At 55.7% G+C, this 26,743-nt stretch carries 26 protein-coding genes and 1 riboswitch; of the genes, 13 read left to right on the forward strand and 13 right to left on the reverse strand.

What is annotated here, in order from left to right; all coding sequences use genetic code 11:
- The first annotated feature begins 92 nt into the window (after positions 1-92).
- A complete protein-coding gene (locus ABLU96_RS27205) occupies positions 93-1,331 on the forward strand; it encodes an alginate lyase family protein (protein WP_064405626.1) in 1,239 nt (412 codons plus the stop codon).
- Positions 1,331-3,343: a heparinase II/III family protein gene (locus ABLU96_RS27210; protein WP_064405628.1), complete on the forward strand. Its 2,013-nt coding sequence runs from the start codon at positions 1,331-1,333 to the stop codon at positions 3,341-3,343. Before ABLU96_RS27205 ends, ABLU96_RS27210 begins: the two co-directional genes overlap by 1 nt.
- Before the next feature lie 14 nt (positions 3,344-3,357).
- Here the strand turns inward: ABLU96_RS27210 and ABLU96_RS27215 are convergent, their stop codons facing one another.
- On the reverse strand, positions 3,358-3,537 hold the full coding sequence (locus ABLU96_RS27215; protein WP_004103292.1) for a YoaH family protein: 180 nt from the start codon (positions 3,535-3,537) through the stop codon (positions 3,358-3,360).
- A 90-nt stretch (positions 3,538-3,627) separates the two neighbouring features.
- Here ABLU96_RS27215 and pabB point away from each other — a divergent pair, with 90 nt between their 5' ends.
- From pabB to ABLU96_RS27235, 4 genes are all read left to right on the forward strand, one after another.
- Positions 3,628-4,983: an aminodeoxychorismate synthase component 1 gene (gene pabB / locus ABLU96_RS27220; RefSeq protein WP_348863041.1), complete on the forward strand. Its 1,356-nt coding sequence runs from the start codon at positions 3,628-3,630 to the stop codon at positions 4,981-4,983.
- A 3-nt stretch (positions 4,984-4,986) separates the two neighbouring features.
- A complete protein-coding gene (locus ABLU96_RS27225) occupies positions 4,987-5,565 on the forward strand; it encodes a CoA pyrophosphatase (RefSeq protein ID WP_004852034.1) in 579 nt (192 codons plus the stop codon).
- 162 nt (positions 5,566-5,727) lie between these two features.
- Positions 5,728-7,092 (forward strand): L-serine ammonia-lyase, encoded by a 1,365-nt coding sequence (gene sdaA / locus ABLU96_RS27230; RefSeq protein WP_048261016.1) that lies wholly within the window; start codon positions 5,728-5,730, stop codon positions 7,090-7,092.
- A 131-nt stretch (positions 7,093-7,223) separates the two neighbouring features.
- On the forward strand, positions 7,224-8,789 hold the full coding sequence (locus ABLU96_RS27235; protein ID WP_064405631.1) for an EAL domain-containing protein: 1,566 nt from the start codon (positions 7,224-7,226) through the stop codon (positions 8,787-8,789).
- A gap of 38 nt (positions 8,790-8,827) precedes the next feature.
- Here ABLU96_RS27235 and yoaE read toward each other — a convergent pair whose 3' ends face one another.
- A complete protein-coding gene (gene yoaE / locus ABLU96_RS27240; RefSeq protein WP_004852040.1) occupies positions 8,828-10,387 on the reverse strand; it encodes a CNNM family cation transport protein YoaE in 1,560 nt (519 codons plus the stop codon).
- A 446-nt stretch (positions 10,388-10,833) separates the two neighbouring features.
- Between yoaE and manX the strand changes: the two genes are divergently transcribed.
- The 5 genes from manX to mntP all read left to right on the forward strand — a co-directional run bounded on the left by manX (position 10,834) and on the right by mntP (position 15,030).
- A complete protein-coding gene (gene manX, locus ABLU96_RS27245) occupies positions 10,834-11,802 on the forward strand; it encodes a PTS mannose transporter subunit IIAB (protein WP_004103303.1) in 969 nt (322 codons plus the stop codon).
- A 60-nt stretch (positions 11,803-11,862) separates the two neighbouring features.
- Positions 11,863-12,663 carry a PTS mannose transporter subunit IIC gene (gene manY / locus ABLU96_RS27250; RefSeq protein ID WP_004103305.1) on the forward strand — a complete coding sequence of 267 codons (801 nt, stop codon included), beginning with the start codon at positions 11,863-11,865 and terminating at the stop codon, positions 12,661-12,663.
- A 12-nt stretch (positions 12,664-12,675) separates the two neighbouring features.
- A complete protein-coding gene (locus tag ABLU96_RS27255) occupies positions 12,676-13,527 on the forward strand; it encodes a PTS mannose transporter subunit IID (protein WP_004103307.1) in 852 nt (283 codons plus the stop codon).
- 53 nt (positions 13,528-13,580) lie between these two features.
- On the forward strand, positions 13,581-14,039 hold the full coding sequence (locus ABLU96_RS27260) for a DUF986 family protein (protein ID WP_004852044.1): 459 nt from the start codon (positions 13,581-13,583) through the stop codon (positions 14,037-14,039).
- Between the two features lie 198 nt (positions 14,040-14,237).
- Positions 14,238-14,392, forward strand: a riboswitch (yybP-ykoY riboswitch).
- A gap of 71 nt (positions 14,393-14,463) precedes the next feature.
- Positions 14,464-15,030: a manganese efflux pump MntP gene (gene mntP / locus ABLU96_RS27265; RefSeq protein WP_014229818.1), complete on the forward strand. Its 567-nt coding sequence runs from the start codon at positions 14,464-14,466 to the stop codon at positions 15,028-15,030.
- Between the two features lie 3 nt (positions 15,031-15,033).
- Here the strand turns inward: mntP and rlmA are convergent, their stop codons facing one another.
- From rlmA to mgrB, 6 genes are all read right to left on the reverse strand, one after another.
- On the reverse strand, positions 15,034-15,828 hold the full coding sequence (gene rlmA / locus ABLU96_RS27270; RefSeq protein WP_032750363.1) for a 23S rRNA (guanine(745)-N(1))-methyltransferase: 795 nt from the start codon (positions 15,826-15,828) through the stop codon (positions 15,034-15,036).
- Positions 15,829-15,888: 60 nt separating this feature from the next.
- On the reverse strand, positions 15,889-17,634 hold the full coding sequence (ftsI, locus tag ABLU96_RS27275; RefSeq protein ID WP_014229820.1) for a peptidoglycan glycosyltransferase FtsI: 1,746 nt from the start codon (positions 17,632-17,634) through the stop codon (positions 15,889-15,891).
- A gap of 189 nt (positions 17,635-17,823) precedes the next feature.
- A complete protein-coding gene (gene cspE, locus ABLU96_RS27280) occupies positions 17,824-18,033 on the reverse strand; it encodes a transcription antiterminator/RNA stability regulator CspE (RefSeq protein WP_001062678.1) in 210 nt (69 codons plus the stop codon).
- Positions 18,034-18,074: 41 nt separating this feature from the next.
- Positions 18,075-18,191, reverse strand: coding sequence for a DUF2627 domain-containing protein (locus ABLU96_RS27285; protein WP_004134862.1), 117 nt, complete (start codon positions 18,189-18,191; stop codon positions 18,075-18,077).
- Between the two features lie 609 nt (positions 18,192-18,800).
- Positions 18,801-19,091 carry a YebO family protein gene (locus ABLU96_RS27290; RefSeq protein ID WP_049102490.1) on the reverse strand — a complete coding sequence of 97 codons (291 nt, stop codon included), beginning with the start codon at positions 19,089-19,091 and terminating at the stop codon, positions 18,801-18,803.
- Positions 19,092-19,165: 74 nt separating this feature from the next.
- A complete protein-coding gene (gene mgrB, locus ABLU96_RS27295; protein WP_002911375.1) occupies positions 19,166-19,309 on the reverse strand; it encodes a PhoP/PhoQ regulator MgrB in 144 nt (47 codons plus the stop codon).
- Between the two features lie 159 nt (positions 19,310-19,468).
- On the opposite strand from mgrB, the gene ABLU96_RS27300 reads away from it, so the two are divergent.
- Entirely contained in the window at positions 19,469-19,708 is a 240-nt protein-coding gene (locus ABLU96_RS27300; RefSeq protein WP_004122000.1) for a YobH family protein, read from the forward strand.
- Between the two features lie 44 nt (positions 19,709-19,752).
- Here the strand turns inward: ABLU96_RS27300 and kdgR are convergent, their stop codons facing one another.
- Positions 19,753-20,544: a DNA-binding transcriptional regulator KdgR gene (gene kdgR, locus ABLU96_RS27305; RefSeq protein ID WP_004103314.1), complete on the reverse strand. Its 792-nt coding sequence runs from the start codon at positions 20,542-20,544 to the stop codon at positions 19,753-19,755.
- 177 nt (positions 20,545-20,721) lie between these two features.
- On the opposite strand from kdgR, the gene ABLU96_RS27310 reads away from it, so the two are divergent.
- Complete coding sequence (locus ABLU96_RS27310; RefSeq protein WP_048261011.1) at positions 20,722-22,095, forward strand: MFS transporter; 1,374 nt, start codon at positions 20,722-20,724, stop codon at positions 22,093-22,095.
- Positions 22,096-22,166: 71 nt separating this feature from the next.
- Here the strand turns inward: ABLU96_RS27310 and htpX are convergent, their stop codons facing one another.
- The 4 genes from htpX to ABLU96_RS27330 all read right to left on the reverse strand — a co-directional run bounded on the left by htpX (position 22,167) and on the right by ABLU96_RS27330 (position 26,631).
- Positions 22,167-23,048, reverse strand: a complete 882-nt coding sequence (gene htpX / locus ABLU96_RS27315; protein ID WP_014229823.1) for a protease HtpX — start codon at positions 23,046-23,048, stop codon at positions 22,167-22,169.
- A 236-nt stretch (positions 23,049-23,284) separates the two neighbouring features.
- A complete protein-coding gene (gene prc, locus ABLU96_RS27320; protein WP_014229824.1) occupies positions 23,285-25,333 on the reverse strand; it encodes a carboxy terminal-processing peptidase in 2,049 nt (682 codons plus the stop codon).
- A gap of 19 nt (positions 25,334-25,352) precedes the next feature.
- A complete protein-coding gene (proQ, locus tag ABLU96_RS27325) occupies positions 25,353-26,036 on the reverse strand; it encodes an RNA chaperone ProQ (protein ID WP_004852059.1) in 684 nt (227 codons plus the stop codon).
- A 97-nt stretch (positions 26,037-26,133) separates the two neighbouring features.
- A complete protein-coding gene (locus ABLU96_RS27330) occupies positions 26,134-26,631 on the reverse strand; it encodes a GAF domain-containing protein (protein ID WP_014229825.1) in 498 nt (165 codons plus the stop codon).
- Positions 26,632-26,743 lie beyond the last annotated feature (112 nt).

Genomic DNA, 26,743 nt, shown 5'->3' on the forward strand with positions numbered 1-26,743 from the left:
TAATTACACCGCCTGTTTCACGCGTTCTTTAAATACGCGTCAGGTATAATTCTGTTGTTATCTTTTCTCATATTTGCAGAAGGGTTATCACGATGAACTCAATACCTCGCCGAGGTTTGTTAGGCATTGCGCTGTTTTGTTCCGGCCTGACCGCCGCCTCGTATGCCGCCGAGCCGTACACGCTAGACGGAAAGGATTTAGCTTTTAGCCGGCAGCAGATCGCCGCGAAAGATCCGCTATTTGTTCAGGCGCAAGCGGCGCTGCTAAAAAAAGCCGATCTGGCGCTCAATCATCCGCTGTTCTCGGTGATGGACAAAACGCTGGTCGCCGCCAGCGGCAATAAGCACGACTACTACAGCTTTCCGCCTTACTGGTGGCCGAATCCCGATACCAAAGACGGGCTTCCTTATATTCGCAAAGATGGGCAAACCAACCCTGACGCCAATAGCGACGCCACCGATAAGAACCGGCTGGTGAAGATGAGTAACGACGTGTCAACGCTGGCGCTGGCGTGGTACTTCTCTCACGACGATCGCTACGCGCAAAAGGCGGCGGCGCAGTTAAAGACCTGGTTCCTCGATCCCAAAACGCGCATGACCCCCAACCTGCAGCATGCCCAGGCCATTCCCGGCATCAATACCGGACGCGGTATCGGCATTATTGATAGCCGCGCGCTGGTTGACGTCGTTGACGCCATCGCCCTGCTGCAATCCTCTGATGCGCTGAGCGAAAACGACGTTAGCGCATTGAAGCAGTGGTTTGGTGACTATTATCACTGGATGACCACCAGCCAGAACGGCTTTGAAGAAGAGAACTGGCATAACAATCACGGCAGCTATTTCGATATGCAGGCCGCCGCCTTCGCCCTGTTCAGTGGGAAAACCGACGAGGCGAAAAAGCGCCTGTACATCACCCAGCTGCGGCGTATTGCGGGGCAATTTGATATTGAAGGCCGCCAGATGGCCGAACTGGAGCGCACGCGCCCGTGGCACTACAGCAATTTTAACCTTGAAGCCTACAACCGCCTGGGAAGGCTCGGCGAGAAGGCGGGCGTCGATATCTGGAACTTCACCCTCGACGACCATAGCCTGCGCAAAGGCTATCAATACATCGCCGGGTTTATTAACAGCGATACGCCGTGGCCCTGGAAGGACCTGGATAAAATGGATGACAAGAAAGCGCTGCGCAATATCGCCACCGCCGCGCACGCCTGGCCGGAAGATCCGCTGTTCCGTGACAAAGCGCAGTGGCTGCGGGCGAAATACCCCGACGATATCACTACGCTCATCGCCCCGCTTTCCGCATCGTCAGAGGTCAGGGATAACCGCTAATGAAACAATTCTCCGGGCTCTGGCCCGACATTGTCGGACGTGCAGCCGCGAATAGCGGACTGCTTGAACGGCTGGTGAAGGATGCTCAGCCGATATTAGATACAGCGGTTCGCATTCCGCAGTCAGGGATCGCCAGCTGGAATCTCTACTACTTTTGTCCGCACCACGGCGTGCGCCTGGCGTGGCGGGCGGATACGCCCCACCAGCATGCCTGCCCGGTCGATGGGGAAATATTTAGCGGTGAACCGTGGGATGGCGCATGGTGGCGCGAGATGAATGGCCGTAACGCCAGCGCCTGTCAGCAGCTTGGCCTGTTATGGCGGCTGACCGGCGAAACGGCGTATCGCGATAAAGTTCGCACGCTGCTGATGGGCTACGCGGATGTCTATCCCGGCTATGAGATCCACGGCGATATTCCCAACAACGGACCGGGCAAGATGAACGCCCAGACGCTGTGCGAAGCCAACTGCATTCTGGAAATGGCGCTGGGTTATGACTTCATTCGCGACAGCCTGGCGCCCGGCGAGCAGCGGCACATCAGTGAAAACCTGCTGCGCTGCGCTGCAGCGTTTTTGCGCGACCATCGTAGCCCGCAGATCCATAACCATGAGGTTAAAATCAGCGCGGCGCTTGGCGTACTGGGTTTCATCCTAGAAGATGAGACGCTGCTGGAGTTTGCCGTGAACCAGCCGTACGGCCTGCGCTGGCAGCTGGAAAATGGCCTGCTGGCGGAGGGGCTATGGTTTGAAGGCTCCATTCACTATCACTACTACGCGCTGCAGGGGTTTCTGGCCTTTGAGAAGCTGGCGCGCGGCACCCGCTGGAGCCTGCTGGACGGCCCGTGGTATCAGGCGATGCTGACGTTCCCGCTGTCGCTGCTGCTGCCGGACGGCACCTTCCCGCGGCTTAATGACTGTCTCGCCGGGCAGGAGAAGCTCAATCATCAGGATCTTTACGAGTTCGCCTGGTTTATCTGGCGTGACCCGCAGTACGCCGCGGTGCTGCAGTTTACCGAAACGACGCCCGACGAGCGTGAAACCTTACTGTGGCGCGAACGCCCCCTGCCGGAAACGCCCCTGCCGCTGATCCCGCAGCAGTCGCTGTTTGCGCCCGGCGCCGGCCTGACGTTATGGCGGCGACCGCAGCAGGCGCTGCTGATTAAGCACAGCCCCTGGGGCGGCGAGCACGACCATTACGACAGGCTGGGGCTGATGCTCTGGCATCGCGACGGCTGGCTGCTCACGGATATGGGCACCACCGGCTATGGTGCGAAAATGCACTATGACTATTATAAAAACAGCGCCACCCACAATACGCTTTCGGTCAATCAGACCAACCAGCCTCCGGCCAATCCGCAGGTGCTAGGCTGGCATATGGATAGCGACTCTCTGTGGCTGGATAGCGAGGTTGACTGGGGAAAGCCGCCGCCGGAGCTCAACAGCCATAGCCGCGTCGAGTGGGACGCGGCGGCCTGGCGAGGCGTGCGCTTTCGCCGTCGCCTGCTGTGGCTTGAAGAGGTACTGATCGATCTCTCTACCGTGGAAAATCCGCATCGCCAGCAGCTTGACTGGACACTGCACCTGGCGGCGCGGGCGCTGGACCAGAGCGGTACGCCGCAGCCTTTTTCGCTCAGCGGACCGCTGCGGCATATGGCCAATGCCACCATGACCCCGCTGAACGGCTGCCAGCCGCGCCACTTTGCGCGCGACAAAGACACCGTTGCGCTCTGGCTTTCCGGCGATGGTGAACTCTGGCAAGGGCTGGCGCCCGATAACCCGGCGATTCGCGATCTCAGCTATCTGGTGATGCGCAATCACCTGCCGCAGGCGCGTTTCGTCTGCCTGTGGGATTTCGCTAACCGCGCGCCGCTGACGGAGGTGAATGTGCACCATACGCCAGCCGGTACGCACATTACCTTCTGGCGCGGCGATCGCGTCACGCACGTGACGCTGTATGACGATCCCGGGAAACGACCTGATGCGATCCTTCCGCTCCCGGAAAGCGGCATCTGATCGCAACGGGGGATTTACTCGTCTTCATCCTCAAAGCGCGCCACAATCCGATCCCCGGTATGCGAGGCGCGCAGTTCATCCGCCACTAAAGCAATCGCCTGGCCGCTGCTCATGCCCTGCGACATCAGCTCCTGAATTCGTTCCACTGCTTTTTGCTGCTGCTCGTGGCTCAGCGAAGGTAAACCTGCAAACATGACTGACTCCTGCTACATTGTGGGGCGTAATTATTTCACGCCGTCCGCGCGTATACCAGCGGACGGTAACGTTCAGGATTGAAGAAGACGATGTTGTCCCCCGCTATGATTTCCCTGCCCTGGCGTCCGGATGCCGCTGAATACTATTTTAGCCCGTTAAGTTCCCAGCCCTGGGCGATGCTGCTGCATTCCGGTTTTGCCGAACATGCGCATAACCGTTTTGACATCATTGTCGCCCAGCCGCGCGCCACGCTGGTGACTCACGGTCAACTAACCACCCTACGCGAAGGGGAAACCGTCTCAACCTCCGCCGCCGATCCGCTTAGGCTGGTGCATCAGCAGCTGGCGCACTGTAACCTGCAGCCGCAGCCTCATCCGCATCTGCCGTTTCTCGGCGGCGCGCTGGGACTGTTCGGCTACGATTTGGGTCGTCGTTTTGAACATCTGCCGGCGCGGGCCGACGCGGATATCGAACTGCCGGATATGGCGGTAGGTATTTATGACTGGGCGTTAATCGTCGATCATCAGCGCCGGGAGGTATCGTTATTCAGCTATGACGATCCGCAGGCGCGCCTGGCGTGGCTGGAAGCACAGACTGCGCCTGTCGCTGCAACCTTTACCCTGAGCTCAGCGTGGCGCGCTAATATGAGCCGCGAGGAGTATGGCGAGAAGTTCCGCCAGATTCAGGCTTATCTGCACAGCGGCGACTGCTATCAGGTCAACCTGGCGCAGCGGTTTACGGCGAGCTATCGCGGGGATGAGTGGCAGGCCTTCCGTCAGCTTAACCGCGCCAATCGCGCGCCGTTCAGCGCCTTTATTCGCCTGGATGAAGGGGCCGTATTAAGCCTGTCGCCCGAGCGTTTTATTCAGCTCCGGCAAGGCGAAATTCAGACCCGGCCCATTAAGGGGACATTACCCAGGCTGACCGACCCTGAGCAGGACGCGCTGCAGGCGCAAAAGCTGGCGAACTCACCAAAAGACCGCGCCGAAAATCTGATGATCGTCGATTTAATGCGTAACGATATTGGCCGGGTTGCGGTACCCGGTAGCGTTCGCGTTCCTGAGCTGTTTGTGGTGGAACCCTTCCCCGCCGTGCATCATCTGGTGAGCACCGTCACCGCCAGGCTGCCCGCTCATCTGCACGCCGCCGACCTGCTGCGCGCGGCCTTTCCCGGCGGCTCAATCACCGGCGCGCCGAAGGTCAGAGCGATGGAGATCATCGATGAACTGGAACCGCAGCGGCGCAACGCGTGGTGCGGCAGCATCGGCTATCTCAGCTTCTGCGGCAACATGGATACCAGTATCACTATCCGTACGCTGACGGCCTGGCAGGGACACCTCTACTGCTCCGCCGGCGGCGGAATTGTGGCCGATAGCGAAGAGGCAGCGGAATATCAGGAAACTTTTGATAAAGTTAATCGTATCCTGCATCAACTGGAGAGCTAGAACATGGCGGACAGCGCCCTCGAACTTGACGATTTCCTCTCACGTTTTCAGCTTCTGCGTCCGCAGCCCACGCGCCACGCGCTCAACCAGCGCCAGGCCGCGGTGCTGGTACCGATAGTTCGCCGCCCGCAGCCGGGGCTGCTGCTGACCCAGCGTTCGCCGCTGATGCGCAAGCATGCGGGTCAGGTGGCCTTCCCCGGCGGCGCGGTAGATAACAGCGATGCAACGCTAATCGCCGCCGCGCTGCGTGAAGCGCAGGAAGAGGTGGCGATCCCGCCGGAGTCGGTTGAGGTGATTGGCGTTCTGCCGCCGGTCGATAGCGTGACCGGCTTTCAGGTTACTCCGGTGGTAGGGATTATCCCACCCAATTTGCACTATCACGCCAGCCAGGATGAAGTGGCCGCGGTCTTCGAAATGCCGCTGGCCGAAGCGCTGCGCCTGGGGCGCTACCATCCGCTGGATATCCATCGCCGCGGCAATTCGCATCGCGTCTGGCTCTCCTGGTACCAGCATTATTTTGTCTGGGGAATGACCGCCGGCATTATTCGCGAGCTGGCGCTACAGATAGGCGCCCGTCCTTAGCTATACTCAAACTGAGACGGCGTTCTCAGCATTAGTAAATCCGCGGTTATCCATTAGTTTAATTCATGTGAATAGATAAGCTGATGACCCGGTTCCCTCTTACACTATGCGCAGTGATTACATCGTTGTCGCACCCGCGACAACCCTGTCAGGAGTGTTAGCGTGATTAGTATATTCGACATGTTCAAGGTGGGGATCGGCCCCTCATCTTCCCATACTGTAGGGCCGATGAAGGCCGGTAAACAGTTCGTCGATGACCTGGTCGAAAAGGGATTGCTTAATGAAGTGACGCGCGTAGCGGTTGACGTCTACGGCTCACTGTCATTAACCGGCAAAGGCCACCATACGGATATCGCCATTATTATGGGACTGGCGGGCAATCAGCCCGATACGGTCGATATTGACGCGATACCGGCATTTATCCGCGACGTTGAAACGCGCGGTCGCCTGCTGCTGGCCCAGGGGCAGCATGAGGTCGATTTCCCGCAGAATGACGGCATGCGTTTTCGCAGCGACAACCTGCCGCTGCATGAAAACGGTATGACCATTCATGCCTGGGCTGGCGAGAAAGAAATCTACAGCAAAACCTATTACTCCATCGGCGGCGGTTTTATCGTCGATGAAGAGCATTTCGGCAAAGAGAGCGCCAGCGAACTCGCCGTACCCTATCCGTTTAAATCCGCTCAGGAAATGCTGGGCTACTGCAAAGAGACCGGCATGTCTCTCTCCGGCATGGTGATGCAGAATGAGCTGGCGCTGCACAGCAAAAAAGAGATTGAAGACTATTTTGCCAATATCTGGCAGACCATGCGCGCCTGTATCGATCGCGGAATGAATACCGAAGGCGTTCTGCCCGGCCCGCTGCGCGTGCCTCGTCGCGCCTCGGCGCTGCGGCGGATGCTGGTTGCCAGCGATAAACTCTCCCACGATCCGATGAACGTGGTGGACTGGGTCAACATGTTCGCGCTGGCGGTCAACGAAGAAAACGCCGCCGGTGGCCGCGTGGTGACGGCACCGACGAACGGCGCCTGCGGTATCGTACCGGCGGTGCTGGCTTACTACGACCACTTTATCGAGCCCGTCAGCCCGGATATCTATATTCGTTACTTCCTGGCGTCAGGGGCTATCGGCACGCTGTATAAAATGAACGCGTCCATTTCCGGCGCGGAGGTGGGCTGTCAGGGCGAAGTGGGCGTGGCCTGCTCGATGGCCGCTGCGGGCCTGGCGGAAATCCTTGGCGCCAGCCCCGAGCAGGTCTGCGTGGCGGCGGAAATCGGCATGGAGCACAACCTTGGCCTCACCTGCGACCCGGTGGCCGGCCAGGTACAGGTGCCGTGCATCGAACGTAACGCCATTGCCTCCGTCAAAGCGATCAACGCCAGCCGGATGGCCATGCGCCGCACCAGCGAGCCGCGCGTCTCGCTCGATAAAGTCATTGAGACCATGTACGAGACCGGTAAAGACATGAACGCCAAATACCGGGAAACGTCGCGCGGCGGCCTGGCAATTAAAGTTCAGTGCGACTAATCCGTGTCCTACAGAATGCGCCCCCGGGCGCATTCTTCTTTTTCCACGCTATATTATTAGCTGCGCCCACTACACTTGCTCTATAACGGCTGTTACTCTCATTAACACTTTTAGCCGACAGGGCGTCGCGCATGCAGACTGCACAAAAAGTTATCACAACCTACCGCAGGAAACGTATCCTGGTTTGCTTGCTGGTCGCGCTACTGACCCTGACGACAACATTAGTGATACGATTTATTTCGCAGCGTAGCTTAAATCAGCAGCGCGTCCAGCTCAGCACCAATAAAATGGTGGCCGCGATGGATAATATTCTGCGGCCCCTGGCGGCCCAGCACGCCACGCTGCTGCAACTTGTGAACCATCCCTGTCAGGACGTCCACCTCACGTTACGTAAGCTGGCGGCGTCGCTGCAAACGGTACGTTCTATCGCGCTGGTCCAGTCTGACCTGCTCTATTGCTCGAGTATTTTTGGCCAACGAAATATTCCGGTTCACCAGTTACAGCCGGCGCTCCCCACCAATCACGCCCTGCTCACCTTCAGCTACGACGCATCGCTGCTTAAAGGGACGCCGGTACTTATCCAGTGGTACCCCGCTTCGCTTAGCGGCGCCGACGGCGTGCTGCTGGTGATCAATATCGAGCTGCTGGGCGAGTTAATTTTTAACGCAAAATCGCCATTAATTACCGGCATTGGCCTCAGCATTGGCGATAAAAGCTTTATTAGCGGTTCCGGGCTGATTAAACAGGAATCCTTGCCGGGCGAGCAAATCATCTACCGCCAGTCGTCGACGCAGTTTCCCTTCACCATTAACGTCAGCGGGCCGGGCGCCTCAGCGGTCGCCCTCAATGAGCTACCGGCCGAACTGCCGCTGGCGCTGATAATCAGCCTGTTAATGACCGGCATCGCCTGGCTGGCGACCGCGGGAAGAATGAGCTTTTCCCGGGAAATTAATCTCGGTATTGCCGCCCACGAGTTCACGCTTTGGTGCCAGCCCCTGCAGGACTTGCGCACCCGTCAGTGCTGCGGCGTGGAGATACTGCTGCGGTGGAATAATCCACGCAGAGGCGCTATTTCGCCGGAGGTATTTATCCCCATAGCCGAAGGTTATAATCTGATCGTTCCCCTCACCCGCTATGTCATCTCCCAGACGGCCCACAAATTAGCCCTTTTTCCGCAGGACAAACATTTTCACATCAGCATCAACGTCGCCGCCCGCCATTTCGCCAACGGCGAACTGCTGCGCGATCTGCATCACTACTGGTTCAGCGCCCATCCGGTACAGCAGCTGGTGGTGGAGCTCACCGAACGCGACGTGCTTCAGGATGGCGACCACCATATGGCCGAGCATCTGCATTTCAAAGGGGTGCAGCTGGCTATCGATGATTTCGGCACCGGCAACAGCTCCCTCTCCTGGCTGGAAAAGCTGCGTCCTGATGTATTGAAGATCGATAAATCCTTCACCAGCGCAATTGGGATTGATAGCGTCAACGCAACGGTGACCGACATGATCATTGCTCTCGCCCATCGGCTGAAGATTGTGACGGTCGCGGAAGGGGTAGAGACCCGGGATCAGGAAGAGTATCTGCGCGGCAACGGCGTCGATTTATTGCAGGGATTTTACTACGCCCGGCCGATGCCGGTAGAGGACTTTCCGCAGTGGCTGGCGGCGGAAAAGCGTCGGGAGCTGAACGCTTAAAAATGCCCGTCGGCCCGAGGGCCGACGGGCATCAGCCGTTACTCTTCTTCGTCGTTATACTGTCGCAGCTTGACGACGCGTACCAGATCGACGCGATAGTCGTTGGCTTCAACAATCGTGAACTGCAGAGGTGATAGCTCAAGCACGTCGCCCGGACGCGGAATATGGCCGTTGACGGCAATCACCAGGCCGGCAACCGTGGCAATATCTTCGTCCTCATCAACCAGATCGTCTACCCCCAACGCCTGCTGCAACGCATGCACGTCGGTTGAACCTTTCACCAGCCAGCCGTCGCCGTCGATGACAATTTCCGGCGTTTCGTCAGCGTCCGGGAACTCGCCGGCAATCGCCTCCAGTACGTCCAGCGGCGTAACCAGCCCCTGTACGACGCCAAACTCGTTAGTCACGATGACAAAGCTACCGCGGGCGCGGCGCAGCACGCCCAGCAGATTGATCGGGTCCAGCGTTTCCGGGACCACAATCGCCGGCGAGGCGGAAGCCAGAGCGGCAACATTGTCACCCGCTTCCAGCGCCACCAGCATCTCTTTCGCCCGCACGATACCGATGATTTCATCCAGCTCGCCGCGGCAGACCGGGAACAGGCTGTGCGGTGAAGAGAGCAGCTGACGGCGAATTTCCTCTTCGCTTTGCTCGGCGTTTACCCAGCTAATTTCCCCGCGCGGGGTCATAATGCTGCGCAACGAACGCTGGGCCAGGGTCAGCACGCCGTTAATCATATAGCGCTCTTCTTCCGCAAACGCGCCTTCGGGGATCGGCACGACCGACGCGCTATCGCTATCATGCGCCGCGGCGCTTTGCTTACGCCCGCCCATCAGACGGAGGATCGCATCGGCAGTGCGCGCGCGCAGAGGCAGGGTCGATTGATGACGAATAAAGTTACGGCGCGCAATCTGGTTAAAGAACTCGATGGTTATCGAGAAGCCAATCGCGGCGTACAGGTAACCTTTCGGTATATGGAAACCAAAACCTTCAGCCACCAGGCTCAGGCCGATCATCAGCAGGAAGCTCAGACAGAGCACTACCACCGTCGGATGCTGGTTGACAAAATTAGTCAACGGCTTCGAAGCCAGCAGCATCACCGCCATCGCGATCACCACCGCCGCCATCATCACCGGCAGGTGGTTAACCATCCCGACCGCGGTAATCACGGCGTCCAGCGAGAACACGGCGTCCAGCACCACGATTTGTAGTACCACCACCCAGAAGCTGGCATAGCCTTTACCATGACCGGAGTCATGCTGGCGGTTCTCCAGCCGTTCATGCAGTTCGGTGGTCGCCTTAAACAGCAGGAATATCCCCCCGAGCAGCATGATCAGGTCGCGTCCGGAAAACGAGAAATCGGCAACGCTGAAAAGCGGTTTCGTCAGGGTCACCATCCACGAAATAACCGACAGCAGACCCAGGCGCATAAACAGCGCAAGCGAGAGGCCGATCAGGCGCGCCTTGTCCCGCTGCTTTGGCGGCAGCTTGTCGGCAAGGATGGCGATAAACACCAGGTTGTCGATACCCAGTACGATTTCAAGGACGACAAGCGTCAGCAAACCGGCCCAAATAGAGGGATCCATTAAGAATTCCATGAGCAGCTCCAGTTAACGACAGACGTAGTCATCGCTGTGTCATGCACAGACGAGACACTTGTTGCTGGTGATAAGACGTAGCAGGTGGCGGCGGCAAACGCGTGCCGGAAGGTGAAAAGACGTCGGTGACGGTCCATATAGCGGGCTATGCCCTATACTCCTGAGTAATTAAACGGAACGTAAACATAGCAAAATATAGAGCATAATTGGAAAAAATTTACCTGTCTTTGCAATAGCTAAGACTATTTTTTGCGCTGCAAAATAATTACCAACAGATGCATAATTAGCGGAGCTTCATCACATTAATTATTTTTTCACTGTCTAAAATAATTCGCTGTAGTAATTACTTTATATCTTACACCCTTACTGAATCGATTTTGTTCGCAAGAGTGATTCAGGATGTATCAGAACAGATGATGCATTCACGATTATAAAGGAGGTAGCAAGTGACGATTGCTATTGTAATAGGCACACATGGTTGGGCTGCAGAACAGCTGTTAAAAACGGCAGAAATGCTGCTGGGCGAACAGGAAAACGTAGGCTGGATTGATTTCGTCCCTGGCGAAAACGCAGAAACGTTAATCGAAAAGTACAACGCTCAGTTGGCAAAGCTGGATACAGCAAAAGGCGTGTTATTTCTCGTCGATACATGGGGAGGCAGCCCGTTTAACGCGGCCAGCCGCATTGTCGTCGATAAAGAACACTATGAAGTCATCGCGGGCGTTAATATTCCGATGCTGGTTGAAACGCTGATGGCGCGTGACGACAACCCGTCGTTCGATGAGCTGGTTGCCCTGGCGGTAGAAACCGGTCGCGAGGGCGTTAAGGCGCTGAAAGCGAAGCCGGTGGAAAAGGCCGCCCCTGCTCCGGTTCAGGCGGCTGCACCGAAAGCGGCTGCGCCATTGAAACCAATGGGTCCAAACGACTACATGGTTATCGGGCTTGCGCGTATCGATGACCGTTTAATCCACGGCCAGGTCGCCACTCGCTGGACTAAAGAAACCAACGTTTCCCGCATTATCGTCGTCAGCGACGAAGTTGCGGCGGATACCGTACGTAAAACGCTGCTGACTCAGGTTGCTCCTCCGGGCGTTACCGCCCACGTTGTAGACGTCGCGAAAATGATCCGCGTCTATAACAATCCCAAATACGCAGGCGAGCGCATTATGCTGCTGTTCACTAACCCAACGGACGTTGAACGCGTGGTTGAAGGCGGTGTGAAAATCACCAGCGTCAACATCGGCGGCATGGCTTTCCGCCAGGGTAAAACGCAGGTGAACAACGCCATTTCGGTCGATGAGAAAGATATCGAAGCGTTCAAAAAGCTGAATGCCCGCGGTATCGAACTGGAGGCCCGCAAAGTTTCCACCGACCAGAAACTGAAAATGATGGATCTGATCGCCAAGGTGAAATAAGTCACCCCGCGGATCGCAACGCAATTTTCAACTTAAGACTTAATCAACAGGAGAAGTACAATGGAGATTACCTTTCTTCAGATTGTGCTGGTGTTCATCGTCGCGTGTATTGCGGGTATGGAGTCGGTACTTGATGAATTTCAGTTCCACCGTCCTCTGGTGGCCTGTACGCTGATTGGCGCCGTTCTCGGGGATATGAAAACCGGTATTATTATCGGTGGTACCCTGGAAATGATCGCCCTGGGCTGGATGAACATCGGTGCGGCCGTTGCGCCGGATGCCGCCCTTGCTTCTATCATCTCTACCGTTCTGGTTATCGCCGGCCATCAAAGCATCGGTGCCGGTATCGCGCTGGCAATCCCGCTGGCCGCGGCAGGCCAGGTTCTGACCATTATCGTTCGTACCATCACCGTTGCCTTCCAGCACGCGGCGGATAAGGCTGCGGAGAATGGAAACCTGACGGCCATATCCTGGCTGCACGTTTCATCGCTGTTCCTGCAGGCCATGCGTATCGCTATCCCTGCCGTTATCGTGGCGATTTCCGTCGGCACCAGCGAAGTACAGGGTATGCTGAACGCCATTCCAGAAGTGGTTACCGGCGGTCTGAACATCGCGGGCGGCATGATCGTGGTCGTCGGTTACGCGATGGTCATCAACATGATGCGCGCAGGCTACCTGATGCCGTTCTTCTACCTGGGCTTTGTGACCGCCGCGTTCACCGATTTCAACCTGGTTGCTCTGGGTGTAATTGGTACCGTGATGGCGGTGCTCTACATCCAGCTGAGCCCGAAATACAACCGCGTAGCGGGTGCGCCTGTGCAGGCTGCTGGTAATAACGATCTCGACAACGAACTGGACTAACAGGTGAGCGAAATGGTTGATATGACTAAAAATACCACCGAGAAAAAACTGACTCAGAGTGATATTCGTGGCGTGTTCATTCGTTCTAACCTGTTCCAGGGTTCATGGAACTTCGAACGTATGCAGGCGCTGGGCTTCTGCTTCTCCATGGTGCCGGCTATTCGTCGCCTGTATCCGGAGAACAACGATGCGCGTAAACAGGCGATTAAACGTCACCTTGAGTTCTTTAACACCCATCCCTACGTTGCGGCGCCGGTTCTCGGCGTAACGCTGGCGATGGAAGAGCAGCGTGCTAACGGCGCAGAGATCGACGATGGTGCTATCAACGGTATCAAAGTTGGTCTGATGGGCCCGCTGGCCGGCGTGGGCGACCCTATCTTCTGGGGTACCGTTCGTCCGGTGTTCGCCGCGCTGGGCGCAGGTATCGCCATGAGCGGCAGTCTGCTCGGGCCTCTGCTGTTCTTTATCCTGTTTAACGCGGTGCGTCTGCTGACCCGTTATTACGGCGTAGCGTACGGTTACCGTAAAGGTATCGATATCGTTAAAGATATGGGCGGCGGCTTCCTGCAGAAACTGACCGAGGGGGCGTCAATTCTCGGCCTGTTTGTCATGGGGGCATTGGTTAACAAGTGGACGCACGTGAACATCCCGCTGGTGGTTTCCACCATCACCGGTCAGGATGGCCAGACGCGCGTGACCACCGTGCAGACTATCCTTGACCAGCTGATGCCGGGCCTGGTGCCGCTGCTGCTGACCTTCGCCTGTATGTGGCTGCTGCGCAAGAAAGTTAACGCCCTGTGGATCATCGTTGGCTTCTTCGTCATCGGTATCGCGGGCTACGCTGTCGGCCTGCTGGGCCAGTAATCTACACGCTGTGCGCCGGGGGCTTGCCCCCGGCTTTTTTATTTGGAGGATGGATGACAATCACGGACCTGGTGTTAATCCTGTTTATTCTCGTTCTGCTCGCGTTTGCGATTTACGATCAGTTCATCATGCCGCGCCGCAATGGCCCCGTTTTGCTGGCTATCCCCCTGCTCCGCCGCAATCGCGTCGATGGCATTATCTTCGTCGGCCTCATTGCTATCCTGATTTATAACAATATTGCCAGCCAGGGCGAACTTATCACCACCTGGCTATTATCTGCCCTGGCCTTGATGGGGTTATATCTTTTCTGGATCCGTTCACCCAAAATCATCTTCAAAAAAGAAGGCTTTTTTTTCGCCAATATCTGGATCGAATATAAGCGTATTAAAGAGATGAATTTATCGGAAGATGGCGTGCTGGTCATGCAATTAGAGCAGCGTCGCCTGCTAATTCGCGTACAAAATATCGACGACCTGGAAAAAATATACAAACTTCTCATTTCAACTCAATGAGTTAAAAATATAGCCTGCGCTATATTTTGTCATTCCCCGGCGAATGGAATATAGCCGCGGCTATATTCCATTCGTTTAATTCGCTGATATTTATTAACGAATTATTCACTTCTGAATTTAAATGAAAATCGTTATCATTTGGTTAGCAAAATAACCTGACTCTGTTATTGTTTTATATTCTAAAATTATGTTAAGGTTGCGCCCGTCGTTGGGGAGTAGCCAATTTTCTGCCTGCCAGAAAATGTACGTGTCAACATACTCGTTGCAAAACGTGGCACGTACGGGTTGAAGAAGAACGTCTTCAATCAGGCGAGACCATAGACGCATCGCTGCTGTACGCGGCGCCTCATCTTCAGGATGGGCTGCGTATTTTTACTGGGGGCGGCGATGTGTCATATGGATTATCCCCGGTCAGGACGCTCTCATGAATGTATCCGCTACAATTCTTCTTGCCTTCGGCATGTCCATGGACGCCTTCGCGGCCTCTATTGGCAAAGGCGCCACTCTCCATAAACCTAAATTTTCTGAAGCCCTGCGCACGGGTCTTATCTTTGGCGCTATCGAAACGCTCACGCCGCTGGTCGGTTGGGGAATGGGGATGCTTGCCAGCCAGTTTGTTCTTGAGTGGAACCACTGGATTGCCTTTGTGCTGCTGGTGTTTCTCGGCGGTCGAATGGTTATCGAAGGGTTTCGCGGCGGCAACGACGACGACTGCGAAACTCCGCGACGCCACGGTTTCTGGCTGCTGGTGACCACCGCATTCGCTACCAGCCTTGACGCCATGGCCGTCGGCGTTGGCCTGGCGTTTCTGCAGGTCAACATTATCGCCACCGCGCTGGCTATCGGCTGCGCCACGCTGATAATGTCGACGCTCGGTATGATGGTGGGACGTTTTATCGGCCCGCTGCTCGGCAAACGGGCGGAAATCCTCGGCGGTATCGTGCTGATTGGCATCGGCGCCCAGATCCTCTGGAGCCATTTCGCCGGCTGATCCTCAGGCGTCGCGCTGCCAGCAGTGAATGGCAAAATCGGTCTGGCAGTCAAATCCCACCCGTTGACGCAGCGCTTCCCGAACCGGCGGCTTAGCCCGCCACGCAAACGGCGTCATTTGCAGTAAAGCTTCCGCCTCGCTGCCGTTAAGCTGCATCGGATAGGCCAGCTGCTGCTGGTGACGTAGCGTAAACCCTGCCATCTCTTCCGCGTTTTGCTCGTGCAAACGCACTTCGTCGTATATCAACCCTTTCAGCTCCATCAGGTGACGAGGCCCCGGCGTCGCGGTGATGACCCAGCCGCCGGGGCGGACAACGCGCGCCAGCTCAACGGCATTGCAGGGGGCGTAAATACGTACTATCGCATCCAGGCTTGCATCCTCAAACGGTAAACGCTGGCTGGAGGCGACGCAAAAGTTGACCTGCGGGTACCGTTTTGCCGCCGCGCGGATAGCGGATTTCGACACGTCCAGACCCCAGCTGCGGCTGGCGATGGCGGCAAAAGCGTGCGTGTAGTAGCCTTCCCCGCAGCCGATGTCCAGTAAATCGGTCGGAGCGAAAGTGTGCAGATAAGCGCAGATCGCGTCGCGAAGCGGCTGATAATGACCCGCATCGAGAAACGCCCGCCGGGCCTGCATCATTTCAGCGCTGTCGCCCGGATCGCGGGAGCGCTTAAACTGCACCGGCAGTAAATTGACGTACCCTTCCTTCGCCAGATCGAACTGATGCCGCTGCGGGCAGATAAAGCTATTATCGCGGCGCTCAAGCGGCGCGTGGCAAAGTGGGCAACTGTAAGACATGGCAACTCCGGTGTGCTGAAAGGGCGAAAGTGTAGCGCTATTCGCCCCTCCAGGCCACCGTTACAGCGCAGGCGGCAGCACGCCGTCATGATGCATGACGATCAGGTTTTCAGAACCCTGCGGCATCCCATCTGGCATCACGTTTTCCAGGCGCAGGACATCGCCCATGATCTGGCTGAATACCGGCGCCGACACTGCCCCACCGTAATACGAACCGTTGCTGGGGTCGTTCATCACCACTACCAGCGCAAATTTTGGGTTACTGGCGGGCGCCACCCCTGCGGTGTAGGCCACGTATTTGTCGATATATTTCCCGTCAGGGCCAATTTTCTTGGCGGTACCGGTTTTTACCGCCACCCGATAGTCGCGCACCGCCGCTTTTGTGCCCCCGCCGCCCGGCAAGGCAACGCTCTCCATCATATGTTCGACTTCATGCACAATCTGCTCCGGCATCACTCGGGTGCCCATGACCGGCGGATCGATACGCGTGATCGATAGCGGACGCTCAATACCGTAGCTGCCAATAGTTGCGTAAACGTGCGCCAGCTGGAGCGGCGTAACCATCAGGCCGTAGCCGAAGGCGAATGTCGCCCGGTCCAGCTGTCCCCAGTAGCGACGCTGCGGCATCAGCCCGGCGCTTTCACCGGTTAATCCCAGACCGGTAGAGTCGCCGAAACCGAACGCTTTATAGGTATCGATAAGATGTTGAATCGGCATGGCCAGCGACAAATGTGAAACGCCGGTATCGCTGGATTTTTGCAGAATGCCGGTGAGGGACAGCTCAGGGTAGTAACCGACGTCGCGAATACGATGACCGTCGAGGGTAAACGGATGGGTATCCACCACGCTATCCGGCTGAACAATGCCCTGCTGGAGCGCGGTCATCAGCACCAGCGGCTTAACCGTCGACCCCGGCTCGAAAGTATCGCTAATCGCGCGATTGCGGAAATCATCCAGCTTCGCGTCATCGCGATTGTTAGGGTTGAAATCGGGGTAGCTGGCCATCGACAGGATTTCCCCGGTATCAATTTTAATTAATACCGCCGCCCCTGATTCCGCTTTGTTCCAGCGCACGGCGTTATCCAGCGCGTCCTCGGTCACCGTTTGCAGACGCTCATCGATACTGAGCTGCAAATTGTGGGCCGGGACCGCCGGGACTTCGGTGATATTTTCGATGACGTTGCCGTGCCGGTCTTTGCGCACCAGGCGACGCCCGGGCTGACCGGTTAGCTGGGCATTAAAGCTTTTCTCTACCCCCTCGATTCCTTGATTATCGATATTGGTAAAGCCCAGCAGATTAGCCGCAACGTGCCCCGCGGGATAAAAACGACGCGACTCATCGCGCAGATTAATCCCCGGCAGGTGCAGCTTGTCGATCCACTCCGCCTGCTCCGGGTTTATCTGGCGCGCCAGATAGAGAAAACGCGCATGAGGATGCGCCTGCACGCGATGGGCAAGCTCGCTAAGGTTGAGGTGTAAAGCTTGCGCCATCGCCTGCCAGCGCGGGCCATATCCGACGCCGCCTTTTGCGAGAGTTGTTTGCGGATCGATCCAGATGGCGCTCACCGGCACGCTAACCGCCAGCGGGCGGCCCTCGCGATCGCTAATCATGCCGCGCTGCACGTCGATAGGCTCTTCGCGCAAGGAGCGCATATCTTCTTGTTTAACCAAATTGTCGGGAGAGACAATTTGCAGCCAGCCTACCCGGGCCAGCAGCAGACCCATACAGCAAAGAATGGCCACGCATAACAACCCAAACCGCAGAGGGGTAAAGTTGGCGGCCGACTTAAGTTTGTTCTTTTGCACCTTAGCTCCATCATTATTTTGCAACCACCTGATTTAACAGATATATACAAAACAGGTTGCTAAACAGTGCTAATAAGGATGTTGTTTTGCAACAAAGCGCAACAGAGGGAGGAAAAATGACATGATTTGCAATAAATACTAAAAAGCCCCGCGGCTGCGAGGCTTTCTTACAAGATTCAGTGGTCTAAATCAGATAGCAGTTACGTTAACTGCAGCTGGACCTTTCTGGCCGTCCTGAATTTCGAACTCAACGTTCTGGCCTTCAGCCAGAGTTTTGAAGCCGTTACCCTGGATAGCGGAGAAGTGTACGAACACATCTTTGCTGCCATCAGCCGGAGTAATGAAGCCAAAACCTTTAGACTCGTTGAACCACTTAACTTGACCTTTAATCTTTGCCATTTGCAAAATTCCTTAGACTGTTTTCTTCGCCCGTGGGGCACTTACATAGATAAAACTGACACATGACTGCATGAGGCACTAATATAAGGTTCGGCAGAGAAGCGGTATTCAACGACAACGTGTTTACTCAGGACTTCTTTACTGAAAATGCCACACATAAACAGAACTGTACCTCGTTTAACCCGAAACGTGTTATCACATACTACGTAAATAATGGCAAGCCATTTTTAGACGGCTCTCGATCGCTCGCACAAATTATAAGGGAATCATTTGATCACCTGCACATTTATGCGACTTTGCTTCCTCTGGCTTATCCTTCTCCCCCCGCGCTGGCGCCGCTGAGACGGCCCCCTGCCTGGGAGTTTATCCGCCATTGCTCAATGACTTCAGCTTGCCGGGCCCCGCGTAGAGCCAAGCTGCCAATTTTAGGGGGAGTCAGAAAGCATTGCATAAAGATGCATTTAAAAGCTCATATCGATAGTTGAAAAATTGCTTTACAGGCCCATGGCATAATATCGAAGCGCGTTAATTGAAGTACTTAAAATATTGTCTATACTTCACCGCAATAATGAACGCCTGATGACAGTCAGGTCTTTCCTGTTCTTTTATTTGATGAATTAAACAAACTAATTAAAGAGAGCATAAACGCGCCGCCTCCGCTTGCCGGTGGGCAGGTTTACGTTCGGAAGAGAATTTATCGATAAGGATACGTTATACACCGGGGAGATACAGGCGCACACCGTCACGATGTACACCTGACAATCAGATTAGCGCTCTGCGACCAGACGAATGAAGTCGTCGTCGCCTTTCCCCTTCTCGGCGATGGAAGGTTCTGCGACACTCTCCTTCTCTGGCTCATTGGCCTCGCAGAGACGGCGCAGCAGCGCGTTTTGCCGCTTTTGCTGATCCAGCAGCGCCTGCAGCAGCGCTATCTGCTCATTAGCGCGCGAGCTGGCGCGATTAACAAAAAACCATAACAACAGGCCGACAAGCAACAGCACAACTGAAAGCGCCACGGATGCCAGGCTTACAATCCCAGGATTTAGTAACTCACTCATTTCACCACCTCAAAGAGAAGGCGTTTATTCTACCACCCGCGCGGCAGAAGAAAATCAGTCATATTAAAAATGTCTTACCAGGGAATAAATTTATTGATAGTGCAGATGCCGCTGAAGAACTGTACATCCTGATCGCACATTACGTTAAGCATCTGAGTCCATAGCAGTAAACAACCTGCGATGATGACTATCAGCAAAACCCAGCGTAATTTTTTCACTCCACACTCCGCATCAGTACCAGATGTCGCCAGGATAACATGACCTTCTTAAACCGCGGCTAACTGTAATACGAAAGGCAAGTTTAGGAATCATAGACTTGTTTCAAACGATGTTCATGCCAGAATGGACGCAAGGATAATACAAATAATGAGGCAACAATGCGATTGATCATTCGTACCATTGTGGTGCTGGCTATCTTGTGGATTGGCGTATTATTAAGCGGCTACGGCGTATTAATGGGCAGCAGCGAGAATGCCGGGGGGCTGGGATTGCAGTGTAAATATCTCACGGCTCGCGGCATCAGTACCGCACAATATGTTCATTCCAGCAGCGGTATTATCGGCATTACCGATTGCCCTATCCTGCGAAAAAGCGCCACGGTAGTCGATAACGGCTAGTCACGATCGGGCTACAGACGCTGTAGCCCGATTTACGCACAAGGTCAGAACGGATAATCGTTGTAGCCCATTTGTTCTGAAATTTTACGCGCCGCCGTGTGCAGCATCGCCACGTACTCGTTCAGGCGCTCTTCCGAGAAACGCAGCGTCGGGAAAGAGATACTCAGGCCCGCGATAACCACGCCGAAGCGGTCGAAAACCGGAACCCCGATGCAGCGCAGCCCCTCTTCCTGCTCTTCGTTATCTTCGCCATACCCCTGCTCGCGGACCTTATCGAGAACCGCCAGCAGCTCTTCGGTGCTGGTGATAGTACGGTCGGTGCTGCGTTTGTACTCCACCCCTTCCAGAATCTGCTCAACCTCGGCACGATCGCGCCAGGCCAGCAGCACTTTACCGATCGCGGTGCTGTACAGCGGGTTACGACGCCCGATGCGCGAATACATGCGCAAATTGTACATTGAGTCGATTTTGTGGATGTAAACAATACTGTCTTCATCCAGGGCGCCCAGGTGGACGGTCTCTTTCGTCAGGCGTGAAAGCTCGCGCATCTGAATATCAGCGCTGCGCACCAAATCAACGTTCTGCAAAGCCCGCGCGCCAAGTTCGAAGAGTTTCAGGGTCAGAGAATATTTCTCGGACTCACCTTCCTGAGCTACGTATCCCAGCGATTTCATGGTCTGCAAAAAGCGATAAACGGTGCTTTTTGACATCATGACGCGCTGGGACAGTTCGGTAATGCCAATTTCACGCTCTTCGCCAAGCGCCTGCAGAATGCCAAAAACCTTCAATACCGAAGAGACAGAATCTGGCTGTTTATCCAAATCTGCAACTGCCATTTATCACCTCATCGCAACTGTTTTATAAAAATTAGAACCGGTTTTTATTATAAATTCGCATCCCGTTACCCGCAATCGTTCTTCTGCCGATTCGTTACAAATCTGCGACATGCCGCTGAATAATCAATGCTAAAATTATTAACCAGTTAATAGTTCCCGATAAGATACAGACTTCACATGGATAAAAACATCTCCGATGGGCTGCCTTTACCGCAGCGTTACGGCGCCATTCTGACCATTGTATTAGGCCTGGCGATGGCGGTGCTGGACGGCGCTATCGCCAACGTCGCCCTGCCGACCATCGCCAGCGATTTAAACGCATCCCCGGCCTCTTCAATCTGGATAGTTAATGCCTACCAAATTGCTATCGTTATCGCGCTGCTGCCGCTCTCTTTCCTCGGCGATATGGTCGGCTACCGGCGTATTTATAAAATCGGCCTGGTGCTTTTTACCTTCACGTCACTGGCCTGCGCGCTCTCCAGAAGCCTGGAAATGCTGACCCTGGCGCGCGTGGCGCAGGGGCTCGGCGGCGCGGCGCTGATGAGCGTTAACACCGCGCTGATTCGCCTGATTTATCCTCAGCGCTTTCTCGGCCGCGGGATGGGGATCAACTCTTTCGTGGTGGCCGTCTCCTCCGCGGCGGGGCCGACCATCGCCGCCGCGATTCTCTCAATGGCTTCATGGCAATGGCTGTTTCTGATTAACGTTCCGCTGGGGATTATTTCACTGCTTCTCGCGATGCGCTATCTGCCAGCTAACACCGGCCGCAGCAAGGTTACCCGCTTCGACCTGCCGAGCGCCATCATGAATGCCCTCACTTTTGGCTTACTGATTACCGCCCTCGGCGGGTTCGCTCAGGGCCAGTCAGGCGCGCTGGTTGCGGCGGAGGTTATGGCCATGCTGGTCGTCGGGTTCTTTTTTGTCCGCCGCCAGCTCAAAATGCCGGTCCCCCTGCTGCCGGTTGACCTGCTGCGCATTCCGCTATTCTCTCTGTCAATTTGTACGTCGATATGCTCTTTTTGCGCCCAGATGCTGGCGATGGTTTCGCTGCCGTTCTTCCTGCAGTCAATGATGGGGCGTAGCGAAGTGGAAACCGGTCTGCTCCTGACGCCGTGGCCGCTGGCCACTATGGTCATGGCGCCGCTGGCGGGATATTTGATTGAGAAAGTTCACGCCGGGCTGCTGGGCGCGATGGGTCTAATCATCATGGCCTGCGGCCTGTTCGGCCTGGCTTTACTGCCCTCCGCGCCGTCGGACCTGGATATTATCTGGCGAATGGCGCTCTGCGGCGCGGGCTTTGGCCTGTTCCAGTCCCCCAACAATCACACCATCGTCTCGTCAGCGCCGGCTCATCGCAGCGGCGGCGCAAGCGGCATGCTGGGGACCGCGCGCCTGCTTGGACAGAGCACTGGCGCCGCGCTGGTGGCGCTGCTGTTTAACCTGCTGGGCAATAGCGGAACCCACACCGCGCTTCTGCTGGCCGGAACGTTTGCCGTCGTCGCGGCCGCCGTCAGCGGGCTACGCGTCACGCAGCCGCGCGTCAGGCTGTAACGCAAAACCGGCATAAAAAAATCCGCAGCCCGAAGGTTGCGGATTTTTGTTTTCAGGGCCAGGCGCGACGGTTATTTCAGGTATTCGCCGCTGCGCAGGGCTTCAATACGTTTATCCAGCGGCGGGTGAGTCATAAACAGCTCGCTCATGGATTTCGCTTTGCCGTTAATGCAGAACGCCATCATGCTGCTGGCCTCCTGCGGCTCATAGCTGGTTTTCAGCCGCTGCAGCGCGGCGATCATTTTCTCACGCCCTACCAGCTTCGCTGAACCGGCGTCCGCATGGAACTCGCGGTAGCGGGAGAACCACATGGTGATGATGCTGGCCAGAATACCAAATACCAGCTCCAGCACCGTGGCGACCGCAAAGTAGATCAGCGGGTTGCCGTTGCTGCTTTCACCTTCATCGCGGTTGCCGCCGAGGAAGCCCGCCGCAATCTGCGCGATAACGCGCGAGATAAAGATAACGAAGGTGTTCACTACCCCCTGGATCAGCGTCATGGTGACCATATCACCGTTGGCGATGTGGCTAATCTCATGGGCGATAACCGCTTCCGCTTCATCACGGCTCATGTTCTGCAGCAGCCCGGTACTGACCGCCACCAGCGACGCATCGCGGCGCGCGCCGGTCGCGAAGGCGTTAATATCCGGCGCATGGTAGATAGCGACCTGCGGCATAGCGATGCCCGCCTGACGCGCCTGCTGCGCGACGGTATTCATCAGCCAGCGCTCGGTTTCGTTACGCGGCTGCTCAATGACTTCCCCACCCACCGATTTCAGCGCCATCCATTTCGACATCAGCAGCGAAACGATTGAGCCGCCGAAACCAAACAACAGGGCCATGATCAGCAGCCCGGTCATGCTGCTTGACTGAATTCCCGTCAGGCTCAGCACCAGCCCGAACACCACCATCACTGCCAGGTTGGTCAGCAGGAAAAGCGCGATTCGCATCATAATTTTCTTTTAACCTCGATTTAACAAAACGCACTATGCGATTACCCACATGGTATGGGTAGAACGCCAATTTTCAACCATCAGGCCCCGCTAAGTCACGAGAAAGACACAACTTTACATTTTGTAGCATATTGCTGACGCTGGGCAAAAGCGTTGACATTTTGTTGAAATCAGGCAATGAACGTTGGGAAAGGCGAGAAAGAAAACGGGCACAACTTAGTGTGCCCGTTGGGGGATTATTTACTGGCCGGCGGCTCGACCGCTGGCCGATCCTTTTCCTCATGGGCCAGGTCGAGCGCAATATGAACCGTTTCATCAAGATACGGGTCAGGCTCCTGGTAATCCTTCGGCAGATCTTCCAGTTTTTTCAGTAGCGGCTTGCCTTCGCGTTTCAGGCGATCGTTAACGCGGGCCAGACGAATCGCATCATCTTCTTCATTCTCCTTTTCACGCTGCGCGTAATTCAGGGAGACGATGTTGCGTTTGTCTTTCATCGCGTTATAGCGAGCAATGTCCTTCATGATGTACTGGAACTCAGGATCCTTGGCGATACGCGCATCGTGGCGCTTCAGCAGCTCGGGTCCGAACGGCGTCAGGTCACCATACTTCACGAAGGTTGCCGCATTGACGCTATCCCACGGCAGCGCGTTATCTTCATACTGCTCGCCGGTTTCACGCTCTTCGGTTCCGGTCGGCATCATGATGTCCGGCGTCACACCCTTGCGCTGAGTACTCCCGCCGTTAATACGGTAGAATTTCTGGATGGTGTACTGTACGGACCCCAGCGCCGGCCAGTCAGGGCGCAGCATCTGATCGTAAATGCGGTTCAGCGAACGATACTGCTGGACGGTCCCCTTGCCAAAGGTCGGCTCACCGACGATCAGCGCGCGGCCATAATCCTGCATCGCGGCGGCGAAAATTTCAGAAGCCGAGGCGCTGAAACGGTCGACCAGCACCACCAGCGGGCCTTTGTAGTACACCACGCCGTCGGTATCGCTGTCTTCACGCACCTTACCGTTATTATCGCGAACCTGGACAACCGGGCCGGATGGAATAAACAGGCCAGAAAGCGAAACCGCTTCGGTCAGCGCCCCGCCGCCGTTGCTGCGCAGATCGATAACGATGCTGCTAACGTTCTGTTTCTCCAGTTTCTGCAGCTGAACCTTGACGTCGTCCGTCAGGCCAACATAGAAACCCGGAATATCCAGCACGCCAACCTTCTCTTTGCCGACGGTTTTGACTGACATCTTAACCGCGCGGTCTTCAAGACGAATGCGTTCGCGCGTAAGGGTCACAATCCGCGTTTTCGCGCCTTTACCCGCCGGGAGAATTTCCAGACGAACCTTGCTGCCCTTGGGACCTTTGATCAGCGCCACGACATCATCAAGACGCCAGCCGATGACATCAACCATGCCTTTACCCGGCTGGCCAACGCCAACGATACGGTCGCCCACGCTGATGGATTTACTCTTCGCCGCAGGACCACCGGCCACCAGTGAGTTGATCACCGTGTAGTCGTCATCCATCTGCAGTACCGCGCCGATACCTTCGAGAGACAGGCTCATTTCGGTGTTGAACTGTTCGGTATTGCGCGGAGAGAGATAGTTCGTATGCGGGTCGATTTCACGCGCAAAGGCGGTCATCGCCAGCGAGAAAACGTCTTCACTATTGGTTTGCGCCAGACGGCGAATGGCAAACTTGTAGCGACGGGTTAGGGTCTCGCGAATCTCTTTATCATCTTTGCCAGCCAGCTTGAGGCTGAGCTGATCAAACTTCACCTTGGCGTCCCACAGCGCATTCAGCTCGGCCTCATCTTTCGGCCAGGGAGACTTGCTGCGGTCAAGGTTGAAGTTGTCATTGCCGGTAAAGTCCATCGGACGTTCCAGCACTTTCAATGCATATTGATAACGCTCAAATCGACGCTTCTGCGCCAGGTTATACAGGTCGTAAAAAACGTCCAGCTTCCCGCTGCGCAGCTCATCGCCGATTTGATTCTTTTTCGCGGCAAACTGGGCCACGTCGCTGGCTAACAGCACGTTATGGCTGTAGTCGAGCAGGTTCAGGTAGCGATCGAAAATTTTTGCCGAAAAGGCATTATCAAGATCGAACTGCCGGTAGTGAGAGCGGGTAAAGCGCGATGTGACGCGCTCGCTCACCGTCGCGTGCTGCGGCTCTTCTTTCAGCACGGGGATTTGATCGATCCGGGTGATATCGTCCACGGCGAACGACTGGCCTGCGATTACCAGCAGGCCCGCCAACGCGGTGAGCTTAAAGAATTTGTTCATGCCTGGCCCGGCCTCCGTTTCAGAACACCAGGTGTTCTGCGCGTACAATCATTGACATACCAGAAGTCAGCTGTACACGAACGCCATCTTTGGTGATTTCCAGGACGGTGGCGTCCATTGCATTATTGCCTGCTTTCACCTTCAGTGCCTGGCCAACGGTCAATACAGACACATCTGATACAGGGGTATGACGCTCTTCGCGCGGCGCTTTGGCTGCTGCTGCCGGGCGAGGTTTACGCTGCTCAGCGCCGTCTTTACGACGCGCCTGAGGCTGAGGACGCGGTTTACGCTCGCGACGTGCCCCCTCTTCCGGCTGGCCTGCTGCGGCAGCGGCTTCGCGTTTTTTGGCCTGCTGCGCTTCGCGCTGCGCCTGGACGCGGGCTTTTGCTTCTTCAAGCTGCTGACGGGCATGAGCGACGTGCTGCTCTTCCAGTTCGCCGCACGGGTTGCCATCAAGGTCAACGCGGACTGCGCCAGGCTTAACGCCGTACAGGTAGCGCCAGCTCGAAGTATAAAGACGCAAAGCAGCGCGAAGTTGGGTTTTGCTGAGATTCATCTCTCCGCCAACGCGCTCAACGAGATCCTGAAAAATACCGACTTTCAGGGGGCGAGCTTCGCCTTCAGCGCTAAAACACTGAGGGAAACGTTCGGCCAGAAACGCAATGACTTCTTTACTGCTATTCAACTTAGGTTGATTTTCCATGAAATTTCCTGATTACAACGGACGTAGCCAACAAGCCGCAGGCATGAACAGGCGTCATTATAATGACGTCATCGGTAAATGCTACGTTATCCGTTGATTATCCTGCGACGCGGGTGAATATTTTTTGATAATCAGTCGCAGAAATGAGTTTTTCCAGATGCGCGACCAGTTCTGCCAGTCCCTGCTCATCTTCAGCGGTGAAGCGGGAATGCGCCGTGCTATCGATATCCAGGACGCCGATAGTTTGATTGTTCACCCGTAACGGGAAGACAATTTCCGAATTACTGGCGGCGTCACAGGCGATGTGCCCATCAAACGCGTGAACATCCTCTACCCGCTGCACGCGATTCTGCGCGACGGCAGTCCCGCATACGCCGCGTCCGACCGGAATCCGCACGCAGGCCAGCTTGCCCTGGAACGGGCCAAGCACCAGCGTGTCACCTTCCAGAAGATAGAAACCGGCCCAGTTCACGTCGGTCAGCCGCTCGAACAGCAGCGCGCTGGTATTTGAAATCATCGCCAGAAAACTGGTTTCGCCTGCCATTAACGCCTGAAAATCGCGGTTCAAATCCGCGTAGAATTCTGATTTGTTCATTATTTGGTCGCTTAGTTGTCTTACTACCTTACACTTACAGCCTAATAAAATAAGCTTTAAATGCATTCATGCTCAAGATGAATTCATTCCTGAGTTAAGATAGAGAGATACA

This window comes from Klebsiella sp. CN_Kp106, assembly GCF_040064575.1.
GTDB lineage: Bacteria > Pseudomonadota > Gammaproteobacteria > Enterobacterales > Enterobacteriaceae > Klebsiella > Klebsiella michiganensis.

What these genes read in the sequence shown, in the direction of transcription:
- ABLU96_RS27310 (WP_048261011.1), top strand. Translation starts at nt 20,722, where the DNA reads ATGGATAAAAACATCTCCGATGGGCTGCCTTTACCGCAGCGTTACGGC.
- ABLU96_RS27205 (WP_064405626.1), top strand. Translation starts at nt 93, where the DNA reads ATGAACTCAATACCTCGCCGAGGTTTGTTAGGCATTGCGCTGTTTTGT.
- ABLU96_RS27285 (WP_004134862.1), bottom strand. Translation starts at nt 18,191, where the DNA reads ATGTGTGGCATTTTCAGTAAAGAAGTCCTGAGTAAACACGTTGTCGTT.
- htpX (WP_014229823.1), bottom strand. Translation starts at nt 23,048, where the DNA reads ATGATGCGAATCGCGCTTTTCCTGCTGACCAACCTGGCAGTGATGGTG.
- mntP (WP_014229818.1), top strand. Translation starts at nt 14,464, where the DNA reads ATGAATGTATCCGCTACAATTCTTCTTGCCTTCGGCATGTCCATGGAC.
- manY (WP_004103305.1), top strand. Translation starts at nt 11,863, where the DNA reads ATGGAGATTACCTTTCTTCAGATTGTGCTGGTGTTCATCGTCGCGTGT.
- ABLU96_RS27330 (WP_014229825.1), bottom strand. Translation starts at nt 26,631, where the DNA reads ATGAACAAATCAGAATTCTACGCGGATTTGAACCGCGATTTTCAGGCG.
- ABLU96_RS27300 (WP_004122000.1), top strand. Translation starts at nt 19,469, where the DNA reads ATGCGATTGATCATTCGTACCATTGTGGTGCTGGCTATCTTGTGGATT.
- ABLU96_RS27255 (WP_004103307.1), top strand. Translation starts at nt 12,676, where the DNA reads ATGGTTGATATGACTAAAAATACCACCGAGAAAAAACTGACTCAGAGT.
- pabB (WP_348863041.1), top strand. Translation starts at nt 3,628, where the DNA reads ATGTTGTCCCCCGCTATGATTTCCCTGCCCTGGCGTCCGGATGCCGCT.
- proQ (WP_004852059.1), bottom strand. Translation starts at nt 26,036, where the DNA reads ATGGAAAATCAACCTAAGTTGAATAGCAGTAAAGAAGTCATTGCGTTT.
- ABLU96_RS27290 (WP_049102490.1), bottom strand. Translation starts at nt 19,091, where the DNA reads ATGAGTGAGTTACTAAATCCTGGGATTGTAAGCCTGGCATCCGTGGCG.
- ABLU96_RS27225 (WP_004852034.1), top strand. Translation starts at nt 4,987, where the DNA reads ATGGCGGACAGCGCCCTCGAACTTGACGATTTCCTCTCACGTTTTCAG.
- ABLU96_RS27215 (WP_004103292.1), bottom strand. Translation starts at nt 3,537, where the DNA reads ATGTTTGCAGGTTTACCTTCGCTGAGCCACGAGCAGCAGCAAAAAGCA.
- prc (WP_014229824.1), bottom strand. Translation starts at nt 25,333, where the DNA reads ATGAACAAATTCTTTAAGCTCACCGCGTTGGCGGGCCTGCTGGTAATC.
- kdgR (WP_004103314.1), bottom strand. Translation starts at nt 20,544, where the DNA reads ATGGCAGTTGCAGATTTGGATAAACAGCCAGATTCTGTCTCTTCGGTA.
- ABLU96_RS27210 (WP_064405628.1), top strand. Translation starts at nt 1,331, where the DNA reads ATGAAACAATTCTCCGGGCTCTGGCCCGACATTGTCGGACGTGCAGCC.
- ABLU96_RS27260 (WP_004852044.1), top strand. Translation starts at nt 13,581, where the DNA reads ATGACAATCACGGACCTGGTGTTAATCCTGTTTATTCTCGTTCTGCTC.
- cspE (WP_001062678.1), bottom strand. Translation starts at nt 18,033, where the DNA reads ATGGCAAAGATTAAAGGTCAAGTTAAGTGGTTCAACGAGTCTAAAGGT.
- rlmA (WP_032750363.1), bottom strand. Translation starts at nt 15,828, where the DNA reads ATGTCTTACAGTTGCCCACTTTGCCACGCGCCGCTTGAGCGCCGCGAT.
- yoaE (WP_004852040.1), bottom strand. Translation starts at nt 10,387, where the DNA reads ATGGAATTCTTAATGGATCCCTCTATTTGGGCCGGTTTGCTGACGCTT.
- ABLU96_RS27235 (WP_064405631.1), top strand. Translation starts at nt 7,224, where the DNA reads ATGCAGACTGCACAAAAAGTTATCACAACCTACCGCAGGAAACGTATC.